The sequence below is a fragment of the Gemmobacter aquatilis genome (assembly GCF_900110025.1).
In the GTDB taxonomy this organism is placed as follows: domain Bacteria; phylum Pseudomonadota; class Alphaproteobacteria; order Rhodobacterales; family Rhodobacteraceae; genus Gemmobacter; species Gemmobacter aquatilis.
Window position 1 is genome coordinate 553,928 of sequence record NZ_FOCE01000001.1, and the last position, 26,599, is coordinate 580,526.

29 protein-coding genes, 1 tRNA gene and 1 riboswitch are annotated in these 26,599 nt (G+C 66.2%); of the genes, 11 read left to right on the forward strand and 19 right to left on the reverse strand.

Going from position 1 to position 26,599, the window contains the following annotated elements; translation table 11 throughout:
- The first annotated feature begins 13 nt into the window (after positions 1-13).
- Complete coding sequence (locus tag BMX43_RS02770) at positions 14-1,267, forward strand: DNA polymerase IV (RefSeq protein ID WP_091296418.1); 1,254 nt, start codon at positions 14-16, stop codon at positions 1,265-1,267.
- An 83-nt stretch (positions 1,268-1,350) separates the two neighbouring features.
- Here the strand turns inward: BMX43_RS02770 and BMX43_RS02775 are convergent, their stop codons facing one another.
- A complete protein-coding gene (locus BMX43_RS02775; protein ID WP_091296420.1) occupies positions 1,351-2,223 on the reverse strand; it encodes an N-formylglutamate amidohydrolase in 873 nt (290 codons plus the stop codon).
- Between the two features lie 143 nt (positions 2,224-2,366).
- On the opposite strand from BMX43_RS02775, the gene BMX43_RS02780 reads away from it, so the two are divergent.
- Both BMX43_RS02780 and ykgO read left to right on the forward strand, forming a co-directional pair.
- Positions 2,367-2,441: transfer RNA gene (locus tag BMX43_RS02780), tRNA-Val, on the forward strand.
- Between the two features lie 67 nt (positions 2,442-2,508).
- Positions 2,509-2,634, forward strand: coding sequence for a type B 50S ribosomal protein L36 (ykgO, locus tag BMX43_RS02785; protein WP_050521456.1), 126 nt, complete (start codon positions 2,509-2,511; stop codon positions 2,632-2,634).
- Between the two features lie 86 nt (positions 2,635-2,720).
- Here ykgO and BMX43_RS02790 read toward each other — a convergent pair whose 3' ends face one another.
- The gene (locus BMX43_RS02790) at positions 2,721-3,287 is read right to left on the reverse strand and encodes a peroxidase-related enzyme (RefSeq protein WP_091297124.1); all 567 of its coding nucleotides are present in this window, start codon (positions 3,285-3,287) and stop codon (positions 2,721-2,723) included.
- Positions 3,288-3,407: 120 nt separating this feature from the next.
- On the opposite strand from BMX43_RS02790, the gene BMX43_RS02795 reads away from it, so the two are divergent.
- A complete protein-coding gene (locus BMX43_RS02795) occupies positions 3,408-4,019 on the forward strand; it encodes a glutathione S-transferase (RefSeq protein ID WP_091296422.1) in 612 nt (203 codons plus the stop codon).
- Between the two features lie 29 nt (positions 4,020-4,048).
- Here BMX43_RS02795 and BMX43_RS02800 read toward each other — a convergent pair whose 3' ends face one another.
- Positions 4,049-4,642 (reverse strand): phosphatase PAP2 family protein, encoded by a 594-nt coding sequence (locus BMX43_RS02800; RefSeq protein WP_091296424.1) that lies wholly within the window; start codon positions 4,640-4,642, stop codon positions 4,049-4,051.
- 273 nt (positions 4,643-4,915) lie between these two features.
- Here BMX43_RS02800 and petA point away from each other — a divergent pair, with 273 nt between their 5' ends.
- Genes petA through BMX43_RS02815 form a run of 3 tightly spaced genes read left to right on the forward strand, consistent with a single transcriptional unit; the run spans position 4,916 to position 7,607 of the window.
- Positions 4,916-5,476: a ubiquinol-cytochrome c reductase iron-sulfur subunit gene (petA, locus tag BMX43_RS02805; RefSeq protein WP_091296426.1), complete on the forward strand. Its 561-nt coding sequence runs from the start codon at positions 4,916-4,918 to the stop codon at positions 5,474-5,476.
- A 12-nt stretch (positions 5,477-5,488) separates the two neighbouring features.
- The gene (gene petB, locus BMX43_RS02810; protein WP_091296428.1) at positions 5,489-6,802 is read left to right on the forward strand and encodes a cytochrome b; all 1,314 of its coding nucleotides are present in this window, start codon (positions 5,489-5,491) and stop codon (positions 6,800-6,802) included.
- A 19-nt stretch (positions 6,803-6,821) separates the two neighbouring features.
- Entirely contained in the window at positions 6,822-7,607 is a 786-nt protein-coding gene (locus tag BMX43_RS02815; RefSeq protein WP_091296430.1) for a cytochrome c1, read from the forward strand.
- A gap of 125 nt (positions 7,608-7,732) precedes the next feature.
- Here BMX43_RS02815 and BMX43_RS02820 read toward each other — a convergent pair whose 3' ends face one another.
- The 3 genes from BMX43_RS02820 to thiB are packed head-to-tail and all read right to left on the reverse strand — an operon-like array spanning position 7,733 to position 10,894.
- On the reverse strand, positions 7,733-8,413 hold the full coding sequence (locus BMX43_RS02820; RefSeq protein WP_091297132.1) for a thiamine ABC transporter ATP-binding protein: 681 nt from the start codon (positions 8,411-8,413) through the stop codon (positions 7,733-7,735).
- Complete coding sequence (locus BMX43_RS02825; RefSeq protein ID WP_091296432.1) at positions 8,400-9,938, reverse strand: ABC transporter permease subunit; 1,539 nt, start codon at positions 9,936-9,938, stop codon at positions 8,400-8,402. The genes BMX43_RS02820 and BMX43_RS02825 overlap by 14 nt, the downstream gene beginning before the upstream one ends.
- Entirely contained in the window at positions 9,914-10,894 is a 981-nt protein-coding gene (gene thiB / locus BMX43_RS02830; RefSeq protein ID WP_091297128.1) for a thiamine ABC transporter substrate binding subunit, read from the reverse strand. The genes BMX43_RS02825 and thiB overlap by 25 nt, the downstream gene beginning before the upstream one ends.
- 38 nt (positions 10,895-10,932) lie before the next feature.
- Positions 10,933-11,031, reverse strand: a riboswitch (TPP riboswitch).
- Positions 11,032-11,282: 251 nt separating this feature from the next.
- On the opposite strand from thiB, the gene aroC reads away from it, so the two are divergent.
- Complete coding sequence (gene aroC / locus BMX43_RS02835; protein WP_091296434.1) at positions 11,283-12,383, forward strand: chorismate synthase; 1,101 nt, start codon at positions 11,283-11,285, stop codon at positions 12,381-12,383.
- Here the strand turns inward: aroC and BMX43_RS02840 are convergent.
- Complete coding sequence (locus BMX43_RS02840; RefSeq protein WP_091296437.1) at positions 12,380-13,060, reverse strand: helix-turn-helix transcriptional regulator; 681 nt, start codon at positions 13,058-13,060, stop codon at positions 12,380-12,382. The genes aroC and BMX43_RS02840 overlap by 4 nt on opposite strands.
- 70 nt (positions 13,061-13,130) lie before the next feature.
- Here BMX43_RS02840 and BMX43_RS02845 point away from each other — a divergent pair, with 70 nt between their 5' ends.
- On the forward strand, positions 13,131-13,739 hold the full coding sequence (locus BMX43_RS02845) for a glutathione S-transferase family protein (protein ID WP_091296439.1): 609 nt from the start codon (positions 13,131-13,133) through the stop codon (positions 13,737-13,739).
- 3 nt (positions 13,740-13,742) lie between these two features.
- Here BMX43_RS02845 and BMX43_RS02850 read toward each other — a convergent pair whose 3' ends face one another.
- From BMX43_RS02850 to BMX43_RS02865, 4 genes are all read right to left on the reverse strand, one after another.
- Complete coding sequence (locus BMX43_RS02850; RefSeq protein ID WP_091296442.1) at positions 13,743-14,612, reverse strand: DMT family transporter; 870 nt, start codon at positions 14,610-14,612, stop codon at positions 13,743-13,745.
- Between the two features lie 75 nt (positions 14,613-14,687).
- Positions 14,688-15,353: an exopolysaccharide biosynthesis protein gene (locus tag BMX43_RS02855; protein WP_091296445.1), complete on the reverse strand. Its 666-nt coding sequence runs from the start codon at positions 15,351-15,353 to the stop codon at positions 14,688-14,690.
- 90 nt (positions 15,354-15,443) lie between these two features.
- The gene (locus BMX43_RS02860) at positions 15,444-16,331 is read right to left on the reverse strand and encodes a cation diffusion facilitator family transporter (RefSeq protein ID WP_091297136.1); all 888 of its coding nucleotides are present in this window, start codon (positions 16,329-16,331) and stop codon (positions 15,444-15,446) included.
- A gap of 70 nt (positions 16,332-16,401) precedes the next feature.
- Complete coding sequence (locus BMX43_RS02865) at positions 16,402-17,256, reverse strand: SDR family oxidoreductase (RefSeq protein ID WP_091297139.1); 855 nt, start codon at positions 17,254-17,256, stop codon at positions 16,402-16,404.
- A 144-nt stretch (positions 17,257-17,400) separates the two neighbouring features.
- Here BMX43_RS02865 and BMX43_RS02870 point away from each other — a divergent pair, with 144 nt between their 5' ends.
- Entirely contained in the window at positions 17,401-18,891 is a 1,491-nt protein-coding gene (locus BMX43_RS02870) for an AMP nucleosidase (protein ID WP_091296447.1), read from the forward strand.
- Positions 18,892-19,038: 147 nt separating this feature from the next.
- Positions 19,039-19,326, forward strand: a complete 288-nt coding sequence (locus tag BMX43_RS02875) for an HU family DNA-binding protein (protein WP_091297141.1) — start codon at positions 19,039-19,041, stop codon at positions 19,324-19,326.
- A gap of 84 nt (positions 19,327-19,410) precedes the next feature.
- Here BMX43_RS02875 and BMX43_RS02880 read toward each other — a convergent pair whose 3' ends face one another.
- The 8 genes from BMX43_RS02880 to BMX43_RS02915 all read right to left on the reverse strand — a co-directional run bounded on the left by BMX43_RS02880 (position 19,411) and on the right by BMX43_RS02915 (position 26,479).
- Positions 19,411-20,352, reverse strand: a complete 942-nt coding sequence (locus BMX43_RS02880; RefSeq protein ID WP_091296450.1) for an HNH endonuclease — start codon at positions 20,350-20,352, stop codon at positions 19,411-19,413.
- A gap of 306 nt (positions 20,353-20,658) precedes the next feature.
- Positions 20,659-22,572 (reverse strand): 1-deoxy-D-xylulose-5-phosphate synthase, encoded by a 1,914-nt coding sequence (gene dxs, locus BMX43_RS02885; RefSeq protein ID WP_091296452.1) that lies wholly within the window; start codon positions 22,570-22,572, stop codon positions 20,659-20,661.
- Positions 22,573-22,589: 17 nt separating this feature from the next.
- Positions 22,590-23,459 (reverse strand): polyprenyl synthetase family protein, encoded by an 870-nt coding sequence (locus BMX43_RS02890; RefSeq protein ID WP_091296455.1) that lies wholly within the window; start codon positions 23,457-23,459, stop codon positions 22,590-22,592.
- The gene (locus BMX43_RS02895; RefSeq protein WP_091296457.1) at positions 23,456-23,695 is read right to left on the reverse strand and encodes an exodeoxyribonuclease VII small subunit; all 240 of its coding nucleotides are present in this window, start codon (positions 23,693-23,695) and stop codon (positions 23,456-23,458) included. Before BMX43_RS02895 ends, BMX43_RS02890 begins: the two co-directional genes overlap by 4 nt.
- Entirely contained in the window at positions 23,692-24,609 is a 918-nt protein-coding gene (locus BMX43_RS02900; protein ID WP_091296460.1) for a histone deacetylase family protein, read from the reverse strand. Before BMX43_RS02900 ends, BMX43_RS02895 begins: the two co-directional genes overlap by 4 nt.
- A gap of 104 nt (positions 24,610-24,713) precedes the next feature.
- A complete protein-coding gene (locus tag BMX43_RS02905; protein ID WP_091296463.1) occupies positions 24,714-25,202 on the reverse strand; it encodes a hypothetical protein in 489 nt (162 codons plus the stop codon).
- A 66-nt stretch (positions 25,203-25,268) separates the two neighbouring features.
- Positions 25,269-25,982: a response regulator gene (locus BMX43_RS02910; RefSeq protein WP_091296466.1), complete on the reverse strand. Its 714-nt coding sequence runs from the start codon at positions 25,980-25,982 to the stop codon at positions 25,269-25,271.
- The gene (locus tag BMX43_RS02915) at positions 25,979-26,479 is read right to left on the reverse strand and encodes a MarR family winged helix-turn-helix transcriptional regulator (RefSeq protein WP_091296468.1); all 501 of its coding nucleotides are present in this window, start codon (positions 26,477-26,479) and stop codon (positions 25,979-25,981) included. Before BMX43_RS02915 ends, BMX43_RS02910 begins: the two co-directional genes overlap by 4 nt.
- Positions 26,480-26,599: the final 120 nt, after the last annotated feature.

Below are 26,599 nucleotides of genomic sequence, written 5' to 3' on the forward strand. Positions count from 1 at the left end.
GCTATCCTGCGCCATGCCCGCGCTTTGCCGTTCCTGCCTGACCTCTTTTGACAGCGGCGCGCGTTGCCCCGTCTGCCGCAGCCCGCGCATCCTCAGCCACCCTGAACTGTTCAGCCTGTCCATCGCCCATATGGATTGCGACGCCTTCTATGCCTCGGTCGAAAAGCGCGACAATCCGGATCTGCGCGACAAACCGGTGATCGTGGGCGGCGGCACGCGGGGCGTTGTCTCCACCTGCTGCTACATCGCCCGCATTTCCGGCGTGCGCTCGGCCATGCCGATGTTTCAGGCGCTGAAACTCTGCCCCGGCGCGGTGGTCATCAAACCCCGGATGCAGGCCTATGTCGAAGTGTCGCGCGCCATTCGCGCCATGATGGACGATCTGACCCCCGCCATCGAACCCCTGTCGCTGGACGAGGCGTTTCTCGATCTGACCGGCACCGCCCGGCTGCATGGCGCGCCCCCTGCCGTGATGCTGGCCCGCCTCGTGCAGCGGATGGAGACGGAGCTGGGCATTTCCGGCTCCATCGGGCTCAGCCACAACAAGTTTCTCGCCAAGATCGCGTCGGACCTTGATAAACCGCGCGGCTTTTCGGTGATCGGCCGGGCGGAAACGCAAGCCTTTCTGGAACCCAAACCCGTGCGCATCATCTGGGGCGTCGGCACTGCTACGCAGGCGGCGCTGGAAAAGGCCGGCATTCGCACCATCGCCGATCTGCTGCGTTGGGATCGCGCCGACCTGACCGCCCGTTTTGGGCAGATGGGCGAACGGCTCTGGCATCTGGCCCGGGGCGAGGACCGGCGCCGGGTCAGCCGCGACGAAAAGATGAAGTCGATTTCCAAGGAAACCACCTTCAACGAAGATACCGCCGATGCCGATCTGCTGGATGGTCACCTCTGGCGCCTTGCCGTGCAGGTGGCCGATCGGGCCAAGGCCAAGGATCTGGCCGGGCGCACCGTCACGCTGAAGCTGAAACGCGCCGATTTCAGCCAGATCACCCGCCGCCACAGCCTGACCGAACCGACACAGATCGCCGACCGGATATACCGCGAGGCCCGCGCGCTGTTCGATCTGGTGCCCAAGGGCGCCGCCTACCGGCTGATCGGGGTCGGCATCGCCGATCTGGCCCCCGGCGCCAGCGCCGATCAAAGCAACGATCTGCTGGACCCAAGCGCCGCCACCCGCAGCCGCGCCGAACAGGCCACCGATGCGATCCGCGCCCGCTTTGGCAAGGATGCGATCATCAAGGGCCGCGCCCTGCGCTGACCCCCTGCTGCAGCTTCATCCTGGCAAAATACTCCGGGGGAGGCGCGCGGCACGCGCGGCGGGGGCAGCGCCCCCTCTGCCCCTCACTCCGCCGCCAGCGCCTGCCCGCTGCCAAAGGCTCCGGCGATCTCGCTTACCACGCCCGCGATCAGCCGCTGGAAGGCCGCGAAATCCGGGCGTTTCTCGATCCGCACCTCGTCCATATACAGCGCCCGGTCGATCTCGATCTGCACCGCATGTTGGCGGCGCGACGGGCGGCCATAGCTTTGGGTGATATAGGCCCCGGCGAAAGGCGCATTGCGCACCACCCGCAGCCCGGCGCGGCGGAAGGCCGCCTCGATCACCTCCATCACCTCGCGCCCGGCCGAGGCGCCGAAGCGATCGCCCAGCACCACCTCGGGGCGGGGATGGCCGGGGCGGCCCTGCGGCTCGATCGCCTCATGCGGCATCGAATGGCAATCGACCAGCACCGCCTGCCCGAATTCCAGATGTGCCTCGTCCAGCAACCGCCGCAGCGCGTCGTGATAGGGGTGCCAGTGCAGCCGCAGCCGCGTCTCGGCCTCGGCCAGCGGGATCTTGCCGCGATAGATCGCCCGCCCCTGCGCCACCACCCGCGGAATCACCCCCAGCCCCGAGGTGACGCGTGGATTGTGCGGGTTGCGCACGATCCCCTCGATCACCGCCGGGTCCAGCTCGTCGCAGGCGCGGTTCAGGTCCAGATAGGCGCGCGGCACCCGCGCCGCGATCAGCGGCGCCCCCACCCCCGGCGCCCCGGCGAACAACTCGTCCACGAACGCATCTTCCGAAGACCGGATCAGCCGCGTATCCAGCGCCGTTGCCGCCAGAAAGGCGCGCGGATAGTCCCGCCCGCTATGGGGCGAGGAAAACACGACCGGGCTGTCCCGGCGGGCCGGGCGCAGCAGGCAATAGGCTTCGGTCACGGTCCTGAATGTCATGCAAAAGATATAGCCCGGTTTTTTCTTCCGCCAAAACCCCTTGAACACCCCGGCGAGTCTCTTTATAGAGCCCCCACCGACGCGGATCAGCCCGCGCCGACGCCGTTTTCGGCGCGGTGCGCAGGTGGGGCCGAAAAGGATGTGGGCGGTTAGCTCAGCGGTAGAGCACTACGTTGACATCGTAGTGGCCACTGGTTCGATCCCAGTACCGCCCACCATTTCACCGCTTTCGCAAGAAGGCATATCGGATTCAAGGCGCACGCGCGCCGCGAAAAGGAGACGGCCATGAAGGTCAAGAACTCGCTCCGCTCGCTGAAGTTGCGTCACCGCGACTGCCAGGTCGTGCGCCGCAAGGGTCGCGTTTACGTGATCAACAAGACCCAGAAGCGCTACAAAGCCCGTCAGGGCTGAGCGTCTGGCTTCAGCAGCTACAAAAAGACCGCCGCGGGAAACCCGGCGGTCTTTTTCTTTGTGCCCCCCTTTGGCGCGCCCCGCCTCTACCGCGCCATGCCGTGATATTCGGGGTTCGGGCGCATCTCGACCGCCGCCGCCATGCGGTTCGACATGTTGTAGAACGCGGCCACTGCCGCGATGTCCCAGATGTCGCGCTCGGCGAATCCCTCGGCACGCAGGGCCGCCCGGTCGGCCTCGGCCATTTCTGCCGGATGGTTGGTCAGCTTTACCGCGAAAGCCAGCATCGCCCGCTGGCGCGGCGGCAGCGGCGCCACCCGCCAGTTCTGCGCGATCACTTCCGCCAGCGCCGCATCGCCGGTCAACTGCCGCAGCGCCGCACCGTGCGCGGTCAGGCAATAGACACATTCGTTCTGCGCCGACACTGCCACCGCGATCATCTCGCGTTCGGCCTTGCTCAGCCCCGACGGCGCCAGCATCAGATCGTTATACATCGCCATGAAGGCGCGCAGTTTGTCGGCATCAAAGGCATAGGCCAGCAGCACATTGGGGATAAGCCCCAGCTTTTCCTGACATTTGTCGAAATAGGCCCCAATGTCGGCGGGCGGCGGGTTCAGCGGCGCCAGATCCAGCGCGGTAACGGGTTCGTCCATGGTATCCTCCCTCATTCCGCCCAGCCTGCCGTAGCGGCAGCCCCGACGGAAGCGCAGCCACCATTTACGTTGCGTCGCGTCCCGCCTAGCATCCCCCCAAGCCAGTTGACCGGAGGATCCATGCGTCTGTTTCACTCTCCCACCTCGCCCTATGTGCGCAAAGTCATGGTCGTTCTGCATGAAACCGGCCTTCTGCCGCAGGTGGAACTGATCAGCACTGCCGGCACACCGCTCGACCCCGGCACGATGCCGCTGGGCCAGAACCCGCTGGGCAAGATTCCGGCGCTGGAACGCGACGATGGCCCGGCAATCTATGACAGCCGCGTGATCTGCCGCTATCTGGATGCGCTGGCCGGCGCCGGGCTGTACCCGCCCGCCCCGCGGGAATGGGATACCCTGACGCTGGAGGCGACGGCGGACGGGATTCTGGATGCCGCGTTGCTGATGGTCTACGAATCGCGGCTGCGCCCGGAAGACCTGCGCTATGCCCCTTGGGTCGAAGGCCAATGGGCCAAGATCGACCGCGCGCTGGATACCGTGGAAAGCCGCTGGATGGATCATCTGTCCGGGCCGCTGGACATGGGGCAACTGGCCTTGGCCGTGGCGCTGGGCTATGTCGATTTCCGCCATGGCGCGCGCGACTGGCGCGAAAACCGCCCGCGCCTTGCCGCGTGGGAGGCGACGATGGCCGCCCGGCCTTCGCTGCAGGCGACCCGCCCGCCCGAGGCCTGAACGCGCTAGAACCGGGGGCCAGAACCGGCTCAGCCCCCCGGCAGCGCCAGCGATTCGGTGGCCCGGCCCCGCCGCAAGGCGCGGGCCAGCCGGCAGGCCAGCGCCCGTATTCCCTGCATTATCTGCCGCCGCAGCGCCGAATCGCGCCGCAACAGCCGGTCGCCGCCCCAGCCCAGCAGCCCGCCCGCCAGCACCTGCCAGATGTCATGCGCCCGCACCTCGATGCGGGATCCGCCGACAAAACCCGCCGCCATCACCACCAGCGCCCGCGCCACCGGATGGCCTGCCACGCAGTCATGCACGATCGCACTCGCCCCGAAGGCCGCTGCCGTCGTATGGGCCGACGGGAATCCCTGCCCCCCGCCCGTTGGGCGCCGGTTCAGCGGCCTCCGCCCCAGCACCGCCTTGGTGCCATGCGCGACCACCAGAACCCCGGCAAAGCGGCCCAGCAGTTCTGCCCCGCGACCATCCGTCGCAGCACAGGCCCAGGCCACCAGCGGCAGCGCCACCTGCAACTTGTCGCCATAGCGCCGCACCGTGGGTTCGCACACCGTCAGGCACAGCGCCAGCGCCGCCAGCACCAGATGCACCCGCCCGATCCCCCGCCATATCGCCGCCAGCATGGCCCCTCCGCCGTGATTGCCCCCAGCGCTGGCAGATGCAGATGACAGGAACCTCACAAGCCGATGAAATCCTGTTAGCGCCGCCATAGGAAGCAGCGGGCGCGCCTTCAAGGTCACACCCCGACAAAACCGCCTGCATCAAGGCCCTGTGCGGCTTTGACCGCTGGACGTGACGGCGGCGCTTGGCTAAAACCCGCCCGTCAGGCAGCGGGAAACCGCCGCCCGGATTTTGCATGGGTCGCATGAGGCGGCCCTTGAGAGGGAGAAGATCTCGTGTCCCACGCAGAAGATCACGCAGGCACCCGCAGGGATTTCCTGTATTATGCCACGGCCGGAGCCGGGGCAGTCGCCGCCGGCGCCGCCGTCTGGCCGCTGGTCAATCAGATGAACGCCTCTGCCGATGTGCGCGCCCTTGCGTCGATCTTTGTCGATGTGTCGGGCGTTGCCGTGGGCACCCAGTTGACCGTCAAATGGCGCGGCAAGCCGGTCTTCATCCGCCGCCGCACCCCGCAGGAAATCGAAGCGGCTCGTGCCGTGCAACTGACCGAGCTTGTGGATGCCAAGGGCGAAAACGCCAACAAGCCGGATGCCGATGCCTCCGATGCCAACCGCACGCTGGATGAAGCGGGCGAATGGCTGGTGATGCTGGGCGTGTGTACCCACCTCGGCTGCGTGCCGCTGGGCGATGGCGCCGGTGATTTCGGGGGCTGGTTCTGCCCCTGCCACGGGTCGCACTACGATACCGCAGGCCGCATCCGCAAGGGCCCTGCCCCGCGCAACCTCGACGTGCCGGTGGCGCAGTTCACCGACGCAAACACCATCAAGCTGGGCTGAGGGAGAGACCAGATGGCCGGTATTCCGCACGACCATTACGAGCCCAAGACGGGCATCGAGCAATGGCTCCACAAGCGTCTTCCCATCGTCGGGCTGCTTTATGACACCCTGATGATCCCAACCCCCAAGAATCTCAACTGGATGTGGATCTGGGGCATCATCCTGACCTTCTGCCTCGCGCTGCAGATCGTCACCGGCATCGTGCTGGTGATGCACTACACGCCGCATGTCGATCTGGCCTTCGCCTCGGTCGAACATATCATGCGTGACGTGAACGGCGGCTTTGCCATCCGTTACCTGCACGCCAATGGCGCCTCGCTGTTCTTTGTCGCCGTCTACCTGCACATCTTCCGCGGTCTCTACTACGGGTCGTATAAAGCGCCCCGCGAAGTGACCTGGATCGTGGGCATGATCATCTATCTGTGCATGATGGGCACCGCGTTCATGGGCTATGTGCTGCCCTGGGGCCAGATGTCCTTCTGGGGCGCCACGGTGATCACCGGCCTGTTCGGCGCGATCCCCGGCATCGGCCCGGATATCCAGGCCTGGCTGCTCGGCGGGCCGGCGGTGGACAATGCCACCCTGAACCGCTTCTTCTCGCTGCACTACCTGCTGCCCTTCGTGATCGCGGCGCTGGTTGCCGTGCACATCTGGGCCTTCCACACCACGGGCAACAACAACCCGACGGGTGTCGAAGTGCGCCGCACCTCGAAAGAAGAGGCGAAGAAGGACACCGTGCCGTTCTTCCCCTATTTCGTGATGAAAGACCTGTTCGCGCTGGCCGTGATTCTGGCGGTGTTCTTTGCCATCGTCGGCTTCATGCCGAACTACCTCGGCCACCCCGACAACTATCTTGAAGCGAACCCGCTTTCGACGCCTGCGCATATCGTGCCGGAATGGTACTTCCTGCCGTTCTACGCGATCCTGCGCGCCTTCACCGCTGACGTGTGGGTGGTGCAACTGGTGAACTTCGTCACCTTCGGCATCGTCGACGCCAAGTTCTTCGGCGTGCTGGCCATGTTCGGTGCGATCGCCGTGATGGCGCTGGCGCCGTGGCTCGACACCTCGTCGGTGCGGTCGGGCAAATACCGCCCGATGTTCAAATGGTGGTTCGCGCTGCTCGCCATCGACTTCGTCGTGCTGATGTGGGTGGGCGCCATGCCGACCGACGGGATCTACCCCTACATCTCGCTGATCGCTTCGGCTTACTGGTTCGCCTATTTCCTCGTGATCCTGCCGCTTCTGGGCGTGATCGAAAAACCGCTGCCGATCCCGGCAACGATCGAGGAAGACTTCAAGGCCCATTACCCCACCGCGGCCGAGTGAGAGAAAGGAACTGACCGACATGTTTCGGAAATTCGTAATCAGCGCCGTCTCTGCCCTCGGGCTGATGTCCGGCGCCGCACTTGCCGCTGAAACCGCCCATATCGAGGATTTCGCATTCTCGTTCGAAGGCCCTTTCGGCACCTTTGACAAGGCACAGCTTCAGCGCGGCCTGCAGGTCTATACCGAGGTCTGCGCCGCCTGCCACGGCCTGAAATTCGTGCCGATCCGCACGCTGTCTGATGAAGGTGGCCCGCAGCTGCCCGAAGATCAGGTGCGCGCCTATGCCAAGAACTTCACCGTGGTCGACAAAGACACCGGCGAAGACCGCGAGGCCACGCCTTCGGACAAGTTCCCCGCCAATGTCGATGCGGGTGCCCCGGATCTCAGCCTGATGGCCAAGGCCCGCGCCGGGTTCCATGGCCCCTATGGCACCGGCATCAGCCAGTTGGTCAATGGCATCGGCGGGCCGGAATATATCCACGCCCTGCTCACCGGCTATTCGGGCGAGGAAAAGGAAGAAGCGGGGTCCACCTTCTACGAGAACCACGCCTTCTCCACCGGCTGGATCAAGATGCCTGCGCCGCTGTCGGATGGTCTGGTGACCTTCGCCGACGGCTCGCCCAACGATGTGGAGCATCTGGCCGAAGACGTGACCGCCTTCCTGATGTGGACCGCCGAGCCGAAGCTCATGGCCCGCAAGCATATGGGCTTCGTCGCCGTGCTGTTCCTCGGCCTGCTTTCCGTCCTGCTCTACCTCACCAACAAGCGCATCTGGGCTGCGGTGAAGGGCAAGAAAACCGCCTGATCCAATCAGCGGCAGACAACAGAAAGCCCCGCCAATCGGCGGGGCTTTTTCTTTTCCCGATCTGAATTTTCGCAGAAAATTCGCATCTTCCCGGGGGGGCGAATTTTCGCAGAAAATTCGGGGGCCTACCCCAGATAGGCCGCCAGCGCCGCAGGCGGGTTGGCAAACAGCGCCGCCGTCTCCACCGGCGGGGCCGCCACGCCATCGGCCACCAGCACCGTCCGCCCGGCAAAGCGCTGCGCATCCGTCGGGTCATGCGTCACCATCAGCACCAGTGCCGCGCCCGCAAGCTCCTCCACCAGCGCCAGCATCTCGGCCTTCAGCGCCGGTCCCAGCGCGGCAAAGGGCTCGTCCAGCAGCAGCACGGGCCGCGCCCGCAGCAAGGCCCGCGCCAATGCCGCCCGGCTGGCCTGCCCGCCCGACAACTGCCCCGGACGCCGGGCGCCAAGCCCCGCCAGCCCCACCCGTTCCAGCGCCGTCTCGACCGCCGCCCAATCCACCCGCCGCAGCGAGGGGTCAAGCCCCAGCCCAAGGTTCTGCGCCACGCTCAGATGCGGGAAAAGGTTCTGATCCTGAAACAACATCGACAAGGGCCGCGCGCCCGGCGCCAGCCCGTCGATCCGCGCGCCCTGCCAGCGAATGGCGCCCGAGGTCAGCGGCACAAACCCGGCAATCGCCCCCAGCAGCGTCGATTTCCCGGCCCCCGAAGGCCCGATCACCGCCACCCGCTCGCCTGCGCCCACCGACCAGTCGGCGCCTAGCTGAAAATCGTCCTGCACCACCCGCAGGCCCTCAAGCGTCAGCATGTCCACGCCCCCATCGGTCACAGATCCAGAACACCGCAAAGGCCGCCGCCACCAGCAGCAACGCCGCCCCTGCCGCCGCCTCCATCCGGTAGGCGCCCATCAACCGCTGGATGACCAGCGGCAGCGTCGCCCCGCGTTCCGCCGCAAACAGCGCGATCACGCCCAGATCTCCCACCGCCAGCGCCGCCACCAGCCCCAGCGCAAACCCCAGCGCCCGCCGCAACCGCGGCACCACCAGCAACCGCAACGCGGGCCAGCCCTGCAACCCGAGCGAGGCCGCCAGCCGCCCGTAATCCGCCACCAGCGCCCGCGCCTCGGGCAGTAATATGCGATAGGCGAAGGGCAGCGCCATCACCGCCGTGACCAGCACCGTAACCGGCAGCGCCACCGTGGCCGGTGACACCCAGGGAAACACCAGCAAAAACAGCCCGGTCCCCAGCACCAGCGACGATCCCGCCATCGGCAGCATCGCCACCGGCTCCACCAACCGCAGCCCCTGCGCCCGCCCCAGCGCCAGCGCCAGCGCGCCCCCCACCGCCAAAGGTGCCGCCAGCACCGCGATCAGCACCGAGGCCGCCAGCGCCGGCCACACCGACCCCGGCAAGGCCAGCAGCCCCGGCGCCCCGCGCCAGACCACCGCCAGCAACGGCCCGGCGATGAACCCCGCCGCCAGCGCAATCACCACCGCATCGCACACCCGCCGCCAGCCGCCCGGCTGCGGCAACCCCACCGCCCGGTCCAGCCCCGCGCCAAAGCCGCCCGGCACGGTGAACAGCCCGGCCAGCCCCACGGCCACCCCGCAGGCCAGCACCTGCAGCACCGCCAGCAGCGCCGCCTTGCCCAGATCAAACTCGAACCGCACCGCCTGATAGATCGCCAGTTCCACCGTCGTGGCGCCCGGCCCACCACCCAGCACCAGCACCACCGCGAAACTCGTCAGGCAAATGGCGAACACCGCCAGCAGCGCCCCCGGCAGCACATCGCGCAGCATCGGCACCTCGATATGCCGCCAGATCTCGCGCGGGCCAAAGCCAAGGCTTTCGGCCAGCCGCAACCGCTCGCCCGGCACAGCCTGCCAGCCCTGCAGGATCATCCGCGTCGCCAAAGGCATGTTCAGAAACACATGGGCCAGCACCACGCCGCCCAGCCCGAAGATCGACACTTCGGGCAAACCCAAAGCGCGCAGCCCCACATTCACCACCCCCGCCCGGCCAAACACCGCCAGCAGCCCCAGCACCGCCACGATCACCGGCAAAAGAAACGGCGCCCCCAGCGCCGAAATCAGCAGGCTGCGCCCGGCAAAGCGCCGCCGCGCCAGCGCCCGCGCCAAAGGCACCGCACAGACCACCGAGGCCACCGCCGACCACGCCGCCTGCCACAGCGTGAAGCGCAGCGCCGCCCAGTCGGCAGCACCAATGCCGCCGCTGCCCGCCTGCGCCATCACCACCGCCAGCGGCCCCAGCGTCACGAATGCCAGAGCCGCCGCCGTGATCCGCGCCGTCAGCGCGCCAGCGCCGCGCGCCATTCTTCCAGCGCCGGGCCGCGCGCCGCCTCGGCCTCATCCGCGCCCAGCAACAAGGATTTCACCGGCTGCGCCAGCGTCTCGAACCCCTTGGGCAGACCCGCCGCAGGCACCTTGGCCGGATACATCCAGTTGGTCACCGGCAGCACCTCTTGCGCCGCGTCGCCCAGCATGAAGGCCATGAACCGATCCGCCAGATCCGGCTGATCGGTCGCCTTCAGCTTGCCCATCACCTCGACCTGCAGGTAATTGCCCTCGGTGAACACCGCCGCCGCCTTGCTGTCATCCTGTTCGGCGATCAGGTGATAGGCGGGCGAGGTGGTATAGCTCAGCACCATGTCGGCCTCGCCTTCCAGAAACATGCCGTAAGCCTCGGACCAGCCGGGGGTCACGGTCACGATATTGTCGGCCAGATCAGCCCAGACCTGCGCCCCCTGATCGCCATACGCCGCCTTCACCCACATCAGCAGCCCCAGACCGGGGGTCGAGGAGCGCGGGTCCTGAATCACGATCTTCAGATCAGATGCCGCCAGCGCCTTGAAATCCGTCGGCGCCGCCAGCGTCTTGTTGTGCACGAAGGCGAAATAGCCCCAGTCATAGGGCAGGAAATCGGCATCCTCCCAAGCGACCGGCAGATCCAGCTTCGGGGCACCGGCATGGGGCACAAACAGCCCGGTCGCCCGCGCCGCCGCCGTCAGGTTGGTATCCAGCCCCAGCACCACATCGGCCTCGGACTTGGCGCCTTCCAGTTGCAGCCGCGCCAGCAGCGCCGCGCCATCCCCCGCCGGGGTGAACACCAGATCGCAGCCACATTCGGCCTCGAACGCCTTTTCGATGGCCGGGCCCGGCCCCCATTCGCTGACGAAACTGTCATAGGTCAGCACATGCAACACCGGGGTTTCCGCCTGCGCCATGGTGGCCGCACACAGGAAACCCGCAGCAAACATCGGTGATTTCATCTCATCCTCCATCTGCGACGGGCGGAGATGGAGCAAGCCACAAGTGGCCACACCTTCCCTCCGCCGGTCTTAACCGGTTCAGGTTCAACGGGTCCGCTTTCGCATCTCAGCTCATCCGAGCACCCCGAGGTGCCAGCGACCATAAGCGAATACCACCCGGGCGCAAGAGGGAACCCCTTCCGGCCTGGCGCCTGGGCCTGCGGTTACAGTGAGTATTTTTGCCAGGATGAAAGGATGGGCCTTCCCCTTCATCCTGGCAAAAATACTCCGGGGGAGTCGCGCAGCGCGCGACGGGGGCAGCGCCCCCTCGCCGGTCCGGGCGTTAGAAAACGGGTTTATCCGCTGCCCGCCTTCCAGTAAGGACAGAGCCGCAAAGGAGTGCCGCGCCATGAGCTTCAACACCTTCGGTCACCTGTTCCGCGTCACCACCTGGGGCGAAAGCCACGGGCCGGCACTTGGCGCCACCGTGGACGGCTGCCCGCCCGGCGTGACCATCGACTCTGACGCGCTGCAGCACTGGCTGGACCGGCGCAAACCGGGGCAGAACAAGTTCACCACCCAGCGGCAGGAACCCGACGCGGTGAAGATCCTGTCGGGCACGTTTGAAGGCGTCAGCACCGGCACGCCGATCCAGTTGATGATCGAAAACACCGACCAGCGCTCGAAGGACTATGGCGAGATTGCCCGCGCCTTCCGCCCCGGCCATGCCGACATCACCTATCACCAGAAATACGGCCTGCGCGATTATCGCGGCGGCGGGCGATCCTCGGCCCGCGAAACGGCGGCCCGGGTCGCGGCGGGCGGCGTGGCACGCGCCGTGCTGGCGCAACTGGTGCCGGGGCTGAAGATCACCGGCTACATGGTGCAGATCGGCCCGCACAAGATCGACCGCGCCCGCTTTGATGCCACCCAGATCGACCAGAACCCGTTCTGGTGCCCCGATGCCAGCGCCGCAGCCGACTGGGCGGTCTATCTCGACGATCTGCGCAAGGCCCATAACTCGGTCGGCGCGGTGATCGAGGTCACGGCCTCGGGTGTGCCCGCAGGGCTTGGCGCGCCGATCTATGCCAAACTCGACAGCGATCTGGCCGCCGCCATGATGTCGATCAACGCCGTGAAAGCGGTAGAGATCGGCGAGGGGATGGAGGCCGCCACCCTGACCGGCGTCGAGAATGCCGACGAAATCCGTATGGGGCCGAACGGGCCGGAATTTCTGTCGAACCATGCGGGCGGCATTCTGGGCGGCATTTCCACCGGGCAGGATGTGGTGGTGCGCTTCGCGGTGAAACCCACCTCCTCCATCCTCACCCCGCGCCAGACCATCACCACGGCGGGCGAGGAAGTGGACCTGATCACCAAGGGCCGCCACGACCCCTGCGTCGGCATCCGCGCCGTGCCGGTGGGCGAGGCGATGATGGCCTGCGTGATTCTGGATCACCTGCTGCTGGATCGCGGCCAGACCGGCGGATTGCGCGGCCAGATCGGCTAACCACCGCGCAACTGTCGGTGAAACTCGCGCAGCAGGGCCACGCGGCGGGGGCGAAAGCTCTCGTCGCTGACCGTCACCGCCGCCATGCTCTCCAGCTTGAAGCGGCGGAAATCCTGCCGCAGGCAGCACCAGGCCAGCAGCATCAGCGAACGGTCCAGCCAGACGATCGACAGCGGCCAGATTCGCCGCGCTGACTCCTGCCCGGCAGTGTCGCGATAGCGCAGATCGACGGCCCGCTCTTCCCACACCGCCTCGCGCAGCAGGCCCAGATGCGGCGGCGCCACGCGCCGGTCAAACCGATAGACCTCTTGCGCCGCATGGATCGCCTGCCGCTGCACCCGTTCCGGCAGGCTGGCCACAATCTTGGCCCCCGCCATCTCGGCAGCCCGGGCCAGCGCGGCATCCCCCGCCATGCGCACCTCGGCCAGACCCAGCATCAGCGCCTCCACCTCCAGCCTTGTGAACATCTGTGGCGGCAGCGCCGGGTCTTCGCGCAGCGTATAGCCCAGCCCTGCCTCGCCCTCGATCAAGGCCCCGCCCGCGCGCAGGCTGGCCATGTCGCGATACAGCGTGCGGGGCGAAACCTCCATCTCGGCCGCCAGCCGCGCCGCCGTCACCGGCTGCGGCAGACGGCGCAGCGCATCCAGCAGGCGAAACAGGCGGTCGGGCTTTCCCATGGCATCCTGACAGGTTCTGGCAGCAGGGGTGCAGCATACCAGAGCCACACGGAAAGCAAAGGAAGCCCAGATGCTCACGCTCTACCACAGCCCGATTTCCCGCTCGACCCGCGTGCTGACCCTGATCGAAGAGCTGGGGATCACCGACGAAGTGACCATCAAGGCCGTCTCCATCCGCCGGTTCGATGGGTCGGGCACGCGCGATCCGGCCAACCCGCACCCCGACGGCAAGGTGCCGCTGCTTGATCACGACGGCACGCTGATCTCCGAAACCCCGGCGATCTTCCTGTATCTGACCGCCCTGTTCCCCGACAGCGGCCTTGCGCCAAAACCGGGCGATCCGCGGCGGGGCGACTATCTGACCTGGCTGTTCTACTATTCTGCGGTGGTGGAGCCGGTGCTGATCTGTGCCAGCGCCGGGGTGGATCACCCGATGTTCACCGCCACCTGGCGCGGCCCGGCGGAACTGGCGGCGCGGCTGCACGCTGCGCTGGCCAAAGGCCCCTGGCTGCTGGGCGATCACTATTCCGCCGCCGATCTTCTGATGCATTCGCCCTTCGCCTGGTTCCCCGAAGCGACGCCCGATGATCCGCTGATCCGCGATTGGGTGGCGCGCTGTCAGGCCCGCCCGGCAACGGCGGTCGCCAAGGCGCGCGATCAGGCCTTGCTCGCGGCCTGACCGTCAGGCGGGCACCTGGCGCGACAATTGCACCGCCAGGATGCCCGCCATCACGATGGCCACGCCGATCATGTCGGTCAGCCGGATCGCCTCGCCCAGCAGCAGGGCGGCGATCACCACGCCGAAAAACGGGTTGAGGAAGTGGAAGGTCGCGGCTTTCACCGCCCCGATCCGTCGCACCAGCCCGAACCACAGCAAGGTCGCCACGATCCCCGGCATGACGATCTGATAGGCCATGGCCGCAACCCAGTGCGGCGACAGGCGGATCTGCCACGGCTCCAGCAGCGCCGTGGCCACACCCAGCACCACCGCGCCGACCCACATCTGCAACCCCACCACAATCCACAGATTGCCCCCCGAGGCCGCCCCGCGCAGCATCAGCGTCGCCAGCGCCAGCGCAAAAGCCGCCACCAGACACAGCGCCAGCCCCAGCGGCGCCGCCCCGCCCTGCATCCGCGCCGCCATGATCACCGCCACCCCGGCAAAGCCCAGCACCAGCCCGGCTATGCCCAGCGGGCGGATGCGTTCCTTGAAAAACGCCCAGCCCAGCGTCGCCACCAGCAGCGGCATGGTCGATGCGATGATCGCCGCCAGCGAGGCTTCGATCCACTGCATCGCCACGAAATTCAGGCCAAGGTAAACCGCGTTCTGGCAAAAGCCGAAGATCAGCGTCGCCCGCCATTGCGCCCGGGTCAGCCGCAGGCTTTGCCCCAGCGCGATCCCCACCGCCAGCGCCAGCGCGCCCGACAGGCTGAACCGGATCGCCAGTGCCAGCAGCGGCGGCGCATCGGTCACGATCACCCGCGCCGTGGCATAGGCCGATGACCAGATCAGGGCAAAGGCCAGCCCCATCCCAAGTGCCCGCAGATCCATCGCGTCCGGCCCCTTCCCGCAAGTTGCGGCCACCGTGACGGCGGGGCGCCGGAATGTCCATCACCGCAGCGACGCTCAGAAGGCGTTGATCACCACATAGATCGCCGATTTGATCAGCCCATAGCCGATCCCGCCCACCCAGCCGAAGGCGGCCACGGTCATCCCCAGCCCCAGCGTGATCCAGACGCCATCCCGCTCCAGCAGCGCCAGCGCGATGACACAGATCGCCGTGGCGGGCATCAGATTGCCCAGCGGCACCGGCAGCGACAGCAGCAAGGCCAGCAACAGGCAGACAAAGCCCATCACCCGCACCATGGCCGGCGTCACCAGCGGCCACCAGCGTTGGCGCAACAGCCGCTCCGCCCGGTCCAGCACCGGGGCGGCGCGCAACACCACATTGCGGAACGCCTCGCGCGACATGGATCGCCCGGCGATGAACTGCGGCAACCAAGGGTCGCGCCCCATCATCATCTGGGTGGACAGATAGATCAGCGGCAGCCCCAGCACGGCAGCCAGACCGGGGGGCGAGGGCAGGATATTGGGAAAGGCAAAGATGAACAGCAGCGCGGCACTGGCCCGCCCCTCCATCGCGCGCAGCAGATCGCCCACCGTCATCCGCTCGTCCTCATGCGCCTCGGCGATCTGGCGCAGCAGGCCAGAAAAGCGCGGCACTTTCGGGGGCAGGGCGGGCAGGTTTTCGGCCGGTGCCGCAAGCTCGCGGTCAGTCTCGTCGGGGGTCATCGCGCGCTCTCCGCTGCAGGCCCCCTAACAGCTAGGCGCGCACGGGGCCGCCCGCAAGAGCAGCCGTGACGACAAGCGCCCGACCGCCGGTCACAACACCACGATCCCCGCGTGTTTCGCCTTGTGTTCGGGTTCCACATGGATCGTCACGACGCAATCGGACACCTTCTGGCGCAGCTTGGCCTCGATCCGGTCACAGATCTCGTGCGAGGCCGAAACGGTCAACTCGCCCGGCACCACCAGATGAAACTCGATGAAAGTGGCGCTGCCCGCATGGCGGGTGCGCAGGTCATGCGCCTCCACCGCGCCCACCGCCTCGGTGGCGATGATCGCGCGCACCTGTACCAGCGTGTCTTCCGGCACCGATTCATCCAGCAGCCCGCTCATCGATTCCCGCATCACCTTCCAGCCGGACCACAGGATGTTCAGTGCCACCAGCCCTGCCATCAGCGGGTCCAGCAAGGCCCAGCCGCTGACAATGGCGATCAGCACCCCGAAGGTCACCCCGACCGAAGACACGACATCCGACAGCAGATGCCGCCCATCGGCCACCAGCGCAGGCGAACGATGCCGCCGCCCCCGCGAAATCAGCACCCAGCACCAGCCCGCATTGATCACGCTGGCCAGACCGTTGACCAGCAGCCCTTCCAGCGGCGCCTGCAGCACTTTCGGCGCCATCATGCCCTGCCACGCTTCGTTCAGGATCAGCATCGCGGCGATGATGATCATCACCCCTTCCAGAATCGCGCTGAAGAACTCCGCCTTGTGGTGGCCATAGGGGTGGTTCGCATCCGCCGGCAGCGCCGCCACGCGGATCGCCAGCAGCGCCGCAATCGCCGTGGCCACATTCACCGTGCTTTCCAGCGCATCCGACAGCAGCGCGACAGAGCCGGTCATCCACCAGGCCAGCGCCTTCAGCCCCAGTACCACGATGCCCACGACGATGCTGCCAATGGCGAGTTTCAGAACATAGGACATGCGGACCCCGCTGCGGCTGACAAAGGCCGCGCCATAGCAATTCTGCACCGCAGCGACAAGCCGCCGCAAGTCACTCGGCGGCCAGCAGCGCCGCCAACCCCTCACGGTAACTCGGATAGCGCAGCTTAACGCCCAGATCGCGGGCCAACCGCTCATTCCGCACCCGTTTGCTTTCGGCATAGAAGCTGCGCTGCATCGGGTTCATCTCGGCCGCGTCGATCGGAATCGCGGGGGGAATCGGCAAACCCAGCAATTCCGCCGCATGGGCCAGCACATCCTCGGGCGGCGTCGGGTCTTCATCGCAGACGTTGTAGATCGCCCCCGGATCGGGCCGCTGGATCGAGGCGTCCAGCACCTGCGCAATATCCTCCACATGAATGCGCGAGAATATCTGGCCGGGCTTGATGATCCGCCGCGCCGTGCCGTCGCGCACCTTGGAAAACGGCCCGCGCCCCGGCCCGTAGATCCCTGCCAGCCGGAAGATATGCAGCGGCAGGTCCTGCGCCGCCGCCAGCCCCTGCCATTGCCGTTCCGCCAGCACCCGCTGTTCCCCGCGCCGGGTGCCGGGGGTCAGCGGCGTATCCTCATCCACCCAGCCGCCGCCATGGTCGCCATAGACCCCGGTGGTGGACAGATAGCCGATCCAGCCGGGCCGGGCCGCCGCGATCTGCGCCGCATGGGCATTGAACACCGGGTCGCCCGCCGCATCAGGTGCGATGGACAGCAGCACCGCATCGGCCTGCACCAGCGCCGGGCCAAGGTCGTCGCCCGGCCAGATCAGCGGCTCCCCCCCCTGTGCGCGCAACCGCTCCGCCTTTTCGGCGGATCGCGTGGTGCCGATGATGCGCCAGCCCTGCGGGCGCAGCCGCGCCGCCAAGGCCTGCGCCGAATAGCCATGGCCAAGCGAAAGAAGAACCTGTGTCATGCCGCCCCGTCTGTTTTGCCCCATTGTCGCGGCGCTGCCGCCGCGATGCAAGCCGCGTCATCCGCCCGTGATGCCACCCCGTTAGCGCTGTCACGCAAGGCTTGATTTGCCCAGCGCTCCGGGTGCAGAACAGGCGATGAAAAAATGGAAAAGAACGTGACCCAGATCTCGCAATCCTATCTCACGCCGTCCGATGCGGCGCATGACAGTTTCACCGATGCCGCCGCCGCCGTTGCCCGGCTGGAATCGCTGTATGCCGAGGCAATCGGCTTTCTGTCGCAACAGTTCAACGCAGTGATTTCCGGCATCCGGCCCGAAGCCCGCGTGCGCGCCTATTACCCGGAAATCCGCTTTACCACGACCAGCTTCGCCAAGACCGACTCGCGGCTCAGCTTCGGCCATGTGGCGCAGCCCGGCACCTATGTCACCACGATCACCCGCCCCGATCTGTTCCGCAACTACCTGATCCAGCAGATCACCTTGCTGATCCACAACCACGGCGTCCCCGTGCAGATCGGCCCGTCGGAAACCCCGATCCCGATCCATTTCGCCGTGGCAAACCGCCCGGGCATCACCGTGCCGCAAGAAGGCGTGCTGGATTTCCCGCTGCGCGACGTGTTCGACGTGCCGGACCTTTCGACCACCAATGACGACATCGTGAACGGTCAGTTGATCGAATATCCCGACGGCTCGCGCCCGCTCGCCCCCTTCACCGCGCAGCGCGTCGATTACTCGCTGGCCCGCCTGTCGCATTACACCGCCACCCAGCCCGAGCATTTCCAGAACCACGTCCTGTTCACCAACTACCAGTTCTATGTGGACGAGTTCGAGGCCTATGCCCGCAAGGTTCTGGCCGATCCGGCCTCGGGCTATGTGGCCTTCGTCGCGCCCGGCAATCACCAGATCACCACCCCTGACGAGGCTTTGCCGGTCTTCCCCAAGATGCCGCAGATGCCGACCTATCACCTCAAACGCGCCGACGGGCAGGGCATCACGCTGGTCAATATCGGCGTCGGCCCGTCCAACGCCAAGACGGCAACCGACCATATCGCCGTGCTGCGCCCCCATGCCTGGCTGATGGTCGGGCACTGCGCGGGCCTGCGCAACTCGCAGTCGCTGGGCGATTTCTGCCTCGCCCACGCCTATTTGCGCGAAGACCACGTTCTGGATGACGACCTGCCGATCTGGGTGCCGATCCCCGCGCTGGCCGAAATCCAGATCGCGCTGGAAGACGCGGTCGAGGCGGTGACGCAGTTGGAGGGCTACGAGCTCAAACGCATCATGCGCACCGGCACCGTCGCCACCATCGACAACCGCAACTGGGAACTGCGCGATCAGTCCGGACCGGTGCAGCGGCTGTCACAATCGCGCGCCATCGCGCTGGATATGGAAAGCGCCACCATCGCCGCCAACGGCTTCCGCTTCCGGGTGCCCTACGGCACGCTGCTCTGCGTGTCCGACAAGCCGCTGCATGGCGAGTTGAAGCTGCCCGGCATGGCGACCGATTTCTACAAGACGCAGGTCGCGCGCCATCTGCTGATCGGCATCCACGCGATGGAGTCGCTGCGCGAGATGCCGGTGGAACGCATCCACAGCCGCAAATTGCGCAGCTTCGAGGAAACCGCATTCCTCTGAGCCGCGTTTCCCACACGGCAAAACGCCGCGCAAACAGGCGATCGGGGCTTGAAATCCGCCGCAAAACCCTGTGTAGCACGGCCCATGTTGCCCTTGCGGGGGCAGAGCCACCCCGCGAGTCCGCGGGACAAGAATAAGGAACAGGACATGTCCAAACCGATGACCAAGACCCAACTGGTGGCAGCGCTTGCCGAAGCCATGGGCGCCGACAAGAAACTGGCCGGCACCGCGCTGGACGCCATCGCCTCGGTCGTGGCCCGCGAAGTCGCCACCGGCGGCGCCGTCACCCTGCCGGGTCTGGGCAAGGTCGTCTGCCGCGAGCGCCCCGAGCGTCAGGTCCGCAACCCGGCCACCGGCGAAACCGTGACCAAACCGGCCGACAAACAGGTGAAATTCACCATCGCCAAAGCGCTGAAAGACAGCGTCAACGCCTGATCGCAGGTGCTGCGCAAGACAGAGGCCGCCCTCCGGGGCGGCTTTTTGTTTTTGGGGGTGGTGGGCGGTTGGGGTGGGAGCGCATCAGTCCCAACGATCAACCCAACTGTACTGAGGGGGAATAGTTGCGTTTGGGATCAGATCAGGATTGATGACTTCTTGCCCGTCGCAGATCAGCACGGCAGGACCGACGCAACGATGCTGATACCGCGAGGCGATCGCTTCGGCAAAGCCGATGACCTTCTTGGACATTTTCGAAGGTGACGTGCTTGATGGATGGGGTCGCTTTGGAGAAGGTAAAATGACCAATTGGTCATAGATCAGCGCAATCGGAAAATAATCAACTCCGAAACGCATTAGGCCAATGCACGGATTGGCAATCTCTCTTGCCGGCATTTCAATCAGATAATTCCAGTTCATTATGTCAGTCTCTGGATTCAAAATTTGTTGCCGGACGACGTTTAGAGACGATTGCAGAACAAATGAATAGCCGAAATTCTTAAACCAGAGTCCGTAGGCTGCGGTTAGGAATCCTACCCTAAGCGAGTTTTCATTACCAAAAACTGACACCTGCATTTTGATAGTAATCTCGGATGACTTTGGGCGGCTCCAATACGCCTCAAAATCAATTGGGTTTGATCTTTTTTTGTCAGCTTGAAACTCTATAGCCCCATCTTCTGCGATCTTGATCACGCCATTAAGTTTTAGACCGCTGGCCATCAACTGCGCGCGCTGCTTCTTTGGATCAACATGAAATGGTGTATTGCTCTCACTCAACTCAATCCAATCAGAAAGCCACCTCGTTTGCTTGTGGCCAAACAAACTGTTGCACTTCTTGCAAAGGAATGTCGTTATCCTTCCACCGTTTGAGTCTGGAATAATATGTTCCTCAGTAATTTCTTTACTATTAATTGGATAATCGCAAAGACATGTTGGGCAGCGAAAAAGCCCGCGCAACTCATAATTGAAGCGGGTGAGTTCTTGCGAAATTTCTAACAAGGATGCTGATTTAAGATCCGTTGGCATGATGCACCTACAATGGGTTGCATCATGCTAGGGCCTACACCCCTACCGCGCAACCCGACCTTCCCGAGGTGAGGGCGACCACAGGGTTATACGTTGACTTGTTTCCCAGGAGCAATGATCGCCGTTCTAGCGGTAGGGTAGTCGGTGGTTATCTTGTCCGTTTCGGGCACTCCACGCCACCACCCCGACCACATCGAAAGTCCAGCCATATCTCTCCTGCAAAACAAGCACCCCCCACACAGGGCAGGCCTGCCCGGATCGCTAATCGCGGCCTGCTCGGGCAGGGGGCGGGTTCAACCGGCCCCCCTACGCCCGCAACCCCACCACCGCGACGCCCAGCGCTTCCAGCACCTTCGCCTCGATCTGCGGCGCGTTCATCCCGGCCACGGCATACATCGCCTCGGGGCTGGCCTGATCGATGAACGTGTCGGGCAGCACCATCGAGCGGAACTTCAGCCCGTGGTCGAACACGCCCTCATCCGCCAGCAATTGCGCCACATGGCTGCCAAAGCCGCCGACGGCGCCTTCCTCGATGCAGATCAGCGCCTCGTGGTGCCGCGCCAGTTGCAGGATCAGCGCGCGGTCCAGCGGTTTGGCAAAGCGCGCATCGGCCACGGTGCAGGCGATGCCGCGCGCCGCCAGCGCCTCGGTCGCCACCAGAACCTCGGCCAGCCGCGTGCCAAAGGACAGCAGCGCCACGCGGCTGCCCTCGCGCACCACCCGGCCCTTGCCGATCTCCAGCGGCACACCGCGTTCCGGCAGTTCCACCCCCACACCATCGCCGCGCGGAAAGCGGAAGGCGCTGGGGCCTTCGTCATAGGCAGCGGCGGTGGCAACCATATGCACCAGCTCCGCCTCGTCCGCCGCCGCCATCACCACCATGCCCGGCAGATTGGCCATGAAGGCCACGTCGAACGCCCCCGCATGCGTGGCGCCATCGGCCCCCACCAGCCCGGCGCGATCAATGGCAAAGCGCACCGGCAGCCGCTGGATCGCCACGTCATGCACGACCTGATCGTAGCCGCGCTGCAGGAAGGTGGAATAGAGCGCGCAGAACGGTTTGAGGCCCCCCGCCGCCAGCCCGGCGCTGAAGGTCACCGCGTGTTGTTCCGCAATGCCCACATCGAAACAGCGGCGAGGGAAGCGTTCGGCGAACAGGTTCAGCCCGGTGCCGTCCGGCATCGCCGCCGTCACCGCCACGATCCTGTCATCCCGCGCCGCCTCGGCAATCAGGCTTTGCGCGAAAACCTTGGTATAGCTGGGCGCGTTGCTTTTCGCCTTTTGCTGCTCGCCGGTCAGCACATCGAACTTCGCCGTGGCATGGCCCCTGTCGCGCGCCGCTTCGGCGGGGGCATAGCCCTTGCCCTTTTTCGTGATCACATGGATCAGGATCGGCCCGGTCGCCCGCGCCTTCGCCGTGCGCAGCACCGGCAGCAACTGGTCCAGATCGTGCCCATCCACCGGCCCGACGTAAGAAAACCCCAGCTCCTCGAACAAGGTGCCGCCGACGGTCATGCCCTTGAGCATTTCCTTCGCCCGCCGCGCGCCTTCCTGAAACGGTTCCGGCAGCAGGCTCACCGCGCCCTTCGCCGCCGCCTTCAGCTCTTGAAACGGCGCGCCCGCGTAAAGGCGGCTCAGATAGGATGACAGCGCGCCAACGGGCGGCGCAATGCTCATCTCGTTGTCGTTCAGGATCACGAACAGCCGTTTCTTCAGATGCCCGGCATTGTTCATCGCCTCGAACGCCATGCCCGCGCTCATCGACCCGTCGCCGATCACCGCAATCGCATCGCCGGGGTCACCGCCCAGATCGGCCGCCACCTTGAAGCCCAGCGCGGCCGAGATCGAGGTGGAGCTATGCGCCGCCCCGAACGGGTCATAGGGGCTTTCCGACCGTTTGGTGAAGCCCGACAGCCCGCCCTCCATCCGCAGGGTGCGGATACGGTCACGCCGCCCGGTCAGGATCTTGTGGGGGTAACACTGGTGCCCGACATCCCAGATGATCTTGTCGCGCGGCGCATCGAACACCGCGTGCAGCGCCACCGTCAGTTCCACCACCCCCAACCCGGCGCCCAGATGCCCGCCGGTCACCGACACGGCGGAAATCGTCTCGGCACGCAATTCATCGGCCAGCAGCCGCAATTCGCGGTCTGACAGCGCCTTCATGTCGGCGGGCAGATGCACCCGGTCCAGCACCGGGGTCTTGGGTCGGTTGGTCATGGCCCCTCCTCGGGGTATCAGCTTTGGCGCGAGATAACGAAGCGCGCCGCGTCGATCAAGGCGGCAGCCCGCGCACCATAAGGGATCAGCGCCGCTTCCGCCTCGTCAATCAGCGCGGCTGCGCGGCTTTTCGCCCCGTCGAGGCCCAGCAACGACACGAAGGTGGCCTTGCCCGCCTCGGCATCCTTGCCGACCCGCTTGCCAACTGCCGCCGCGTCGCCCTCCACATCCAGAATGTCATCGGCAATCTGGAAGGCAAGCCCCAGCGCCGTCGCATAGGCGCGCAGCGGCGCCCGGTCGGCCCCAGCCAGAATCGCCCCCACCTCGGCGGAAAAGCAGATCAGCGCGCCGGTCTTGCCCGCCTGCAACCGGGTGATTTCCGGCAGGGTCAGCGGCGCGTCGGCGGTTTCCGCCGCAATGTCCAGCGCCTGCCCCAGCACCATGCCCTCGGCGCCGCTGGCCTGCGCCAGCCCCGCCACCAGCGCCAGCCGCCGCTCTGCCTTGCCCAGAACGGGGTCACAGAGCAATTCAAACGCCAGCGTCTGCAGCGCATCGCCCGCCAGAACCGCCGTCGCCTCGTCCCATGTCACATGCACCGTCGGCAAGCCGCGCCGCAGGTCATCGTCATCCATGCAGGGCAGATCGTCATGCACAAGGCTATAGGCGTGCAATGCCTCCACCGCCGCCGCCGCACTCACCGCCGCCTCGGGCGAAATGCCATGCAGCCGCGCCGATTCCAGCACCAGAAACGCCCGCAGCCGCTTGCCGCCCTGCACCGCATAGCGCATCGCCTGCACCACCGGCACCTCGGCACGCAGGGCCAGCGCCGCGTCCAGCCGCGCCTGCACCAGTGCTGCATCGGCTTTCAACAGGTCAGAAAAGCTCACAGCCCCTCCACAGGGGTCGTGCCGACAGCGCGGCCTTCCTGCGCGCGGATCAGTTCCACCTTTTCCTCGGCATCCTTCAGCTTGGCCGCGCAATGCGCCTTCAACGCCGCGCCACGCTCATACAGCGCGATGCTCTGCTCCAGCGCCACCTCGCCGCGTTCCAGCTGCGTGACCACCGCCTCCAGCGCGCCCATCGCCTCTTCAAAGCTCATCTCGGCAATCGGTTTCTCGCTCATCGGTCTCTCCGCAAAACATCCACATGGGCGGCGACACAGGCCGCCAGCGCGGCCAGATCATAACCGCCCTCCAGCACGGATACCACCCGCCCGCCGCAACAGCGATCCGCCAGATCGCAGATCGCGCCGGTCAGCCAAGCGAAATCCGCCACCTGCCAGTCCAGCCCCGCCAGCGGATCATCGGCATGGGCATCGAACCCGGCACTCACCAGCACCAGTTGCGGCGCAAAAGCCTCCACCCGCGCCAGCGCGCCCTGCCAGGCGGCCCGCATCTCCGCCCCGCCTGATCCCGGTCGCAGCGGCAGATTGATCACCTGCCCCTGCGCCCCCACCTCCGACGCCGCCCCGCTGCCCGGATACAGCGGCATCTGATGCGACGAGACGAACATCGCCCGCCCCTCGTTCCACAACAGATCCTGCGTGCCATTGCCGTGATGCACGTCGAAATCCAGCACCGCCACCCGCGCCAGCCCGTGATGATCCAGCGCCCGCTTCGCCCCGATGGCCACCGATCCGAACAGGCAGAACCCCATCGCCCGCGCCGCCTCGGCATGATGCCCCGGCGGACGGCAGGCCACGAAGGCCGTGCGATCCTCGCCCGCCAGCACCGCATCCACCGCCGCGCAAACCCCGCCCACCGCGCGCAAGGCGGCGGTCAAAGACCCCGGCGCCAGATAGGTATCGCCATCCAGTTGCGCCCAGCCCGATCCCGGCACCGCCCGCTCCACCCGCGCCACATAGGCCTCGGGGTGGCAGCGCAACAGCTCGTCCCGCGCGGCCAGTGGCGCATTCCGACGGTCCAGCGGCACGCCCTCCAAAGCCCGCGCCACCGCCACCAGCCGCGCCGCCTGCTCCGGGTGGCCCGGCGGCTCGCGATGCGCCAGACACTCCTCATGCGTGAACAGCACCGTCATGCCCCGCCCCCCTGCGCCTCAACCCCATTTTCTGTTCAGAAATATCCTCGGGGGGTCCGGGGGGCAGACAGCCCCCCGTCCGCACCCGCCGCCCCGCGCCAGCCTCAGCCCTGCGCGTCCTGACATTCCACCGCCCGCGCCAGCGCCACCGCCGAGCCGGTCAGGTCGATCGTCATCACCGGCCCGCTTTCGCTGGAAAGCTCCATCGTCTGCTTCTGGGCGATGTCCATCAGAAAATCGATGCTGTCGAATTCGATATCCACGCCCGGCAGGCCGTCGATATACAACCCCTCGCCCTCGCCCTGATACACTTCGCCATCCAGACTGAAGCTCACCGGATAGCTCTGCCCCTCGACGATATCGCCCCAGCCGTCATTGGCGGCATGGATGTATCCGGTCGGCCCGCGCATGTCGAACCCGATGCGCACATCCGAACCATCCTCGAATTCCGCATTGATCAGACAGCCATTGTCCAGCGTCGGATCGACAAGGACATCCCATCCCGCCACCTGATCGAAGCCCTGCAACTCTTGCGCCTGCACAGCCACACCCGTTGCCAGCAGCGCAACCGCCCCGGCCAATATCATTTTCATCGTGTCGAACCCATTGCTTCCCTGCCCTCCCGGCAGCGGCGCAGCTTAACCGGCCCTAAGCCCCGGTCAATCGGGCTGCAGCATATACCCCGCGCCGCGCACCGTCTGCAGATAGCGCGGCTGGCGCGGATCGGCCTCGATCTTGCGGCGCAGCCGGGTGATCTGCACATCCACCGCCCGCTCCTGCGCCTTGTCGCCGCCATCCTCGTCGCCCGAGCCGAGATCGCCCACCAGCCGCTCGCGGCTGACCGGCTCGCCCGGCTGCGCCGCCAGCAGCCGCATCAACTGCGCCTCGGTCGCGGTCAGCCGCACCGACTCGGCACCGCGCCACAACTCGCCCCGCTCCATGTCATAGCGCACACCGCCCAGATGCAGCACCTTCGGCCCCGCCTCGGCCGGCCGCGCCGCCGGCACCCGCCGCAGGATCGCATTGATCCGCAGCAGCAACTCTTTCGGCTCGAACGGCTTCACAAGGTAATCATCCGCCCCCGCTTCCAGCCCCTCGATCCGGTTCACCGTCTCGCCCTTGGCGGTCAAAAGCAGGATCGGCACCGCCAGCTTGGCGCGCAGATCGCGGGTCAACTGTATGCCCGTCTCGCCCGGCATCATCACATCCAGCACGATCAGATCGAAATCCAAACCCGCCAGCAAGCGCCGCGCCTGCGCCGCATCGCGCGCAATCGTCACCAGAAAGCCGTTGCGCATCAGGAACTTCTGCAACAGCCCCCGGATACGCTCGTCATCATCCACCACAAGAAGATGCGCCTGCAGATCGTTCATGCGCCGCTCTCCTTCTGGCTCTGGAACTGGCGGCGCAGATCGGGGTCCATCATCGCCTCCAGCACCTGCCGGAACCCCTGCACCGCCTGCGGCCCCGCCGCGCGATAGGCCGCCCGCATCCGCGCCCGCTGCGCATCCGACAGCGCCCGCTCCAGCTCCGCCCCGCGCGGGGTCAGAAACAGATGCCGCTCGCGCTTGTCCTCGCGCCCGACGCGGCTTTCCACCAGCCCATCCTCGACCAGCGTGCGCAACACCCGGTTCAGGCTTTGCTTCGTCACCCCCAGAATGTTCAGCAGATTGTTCACCGTCGTTCCCGGCGTGCGGTGGATGAAATGGATCGCCCGGTGATGCGCCCGCCCATAATCCATCCCGTCCAGAATCCGGTCGGGATCGGCGGTAAAGCCGCGATAGGCAAAGAACATCGCCTCGATGCCCTTGCGTAACTGCTCATCCGTCAGAAACAGCAGGCTTTCGCCCCCGACCCCCGGCTCGCTCATGTCGGCCTCCCTCGCTTGCCGCGAATTTACGTCAGCCTTGTTGACTTTCCAAGACGCAACTGTTAGCGAAGCGCAGATTTTGCGCAACTTTATGCCCGATACGGCCAATTCCTGCGCAAC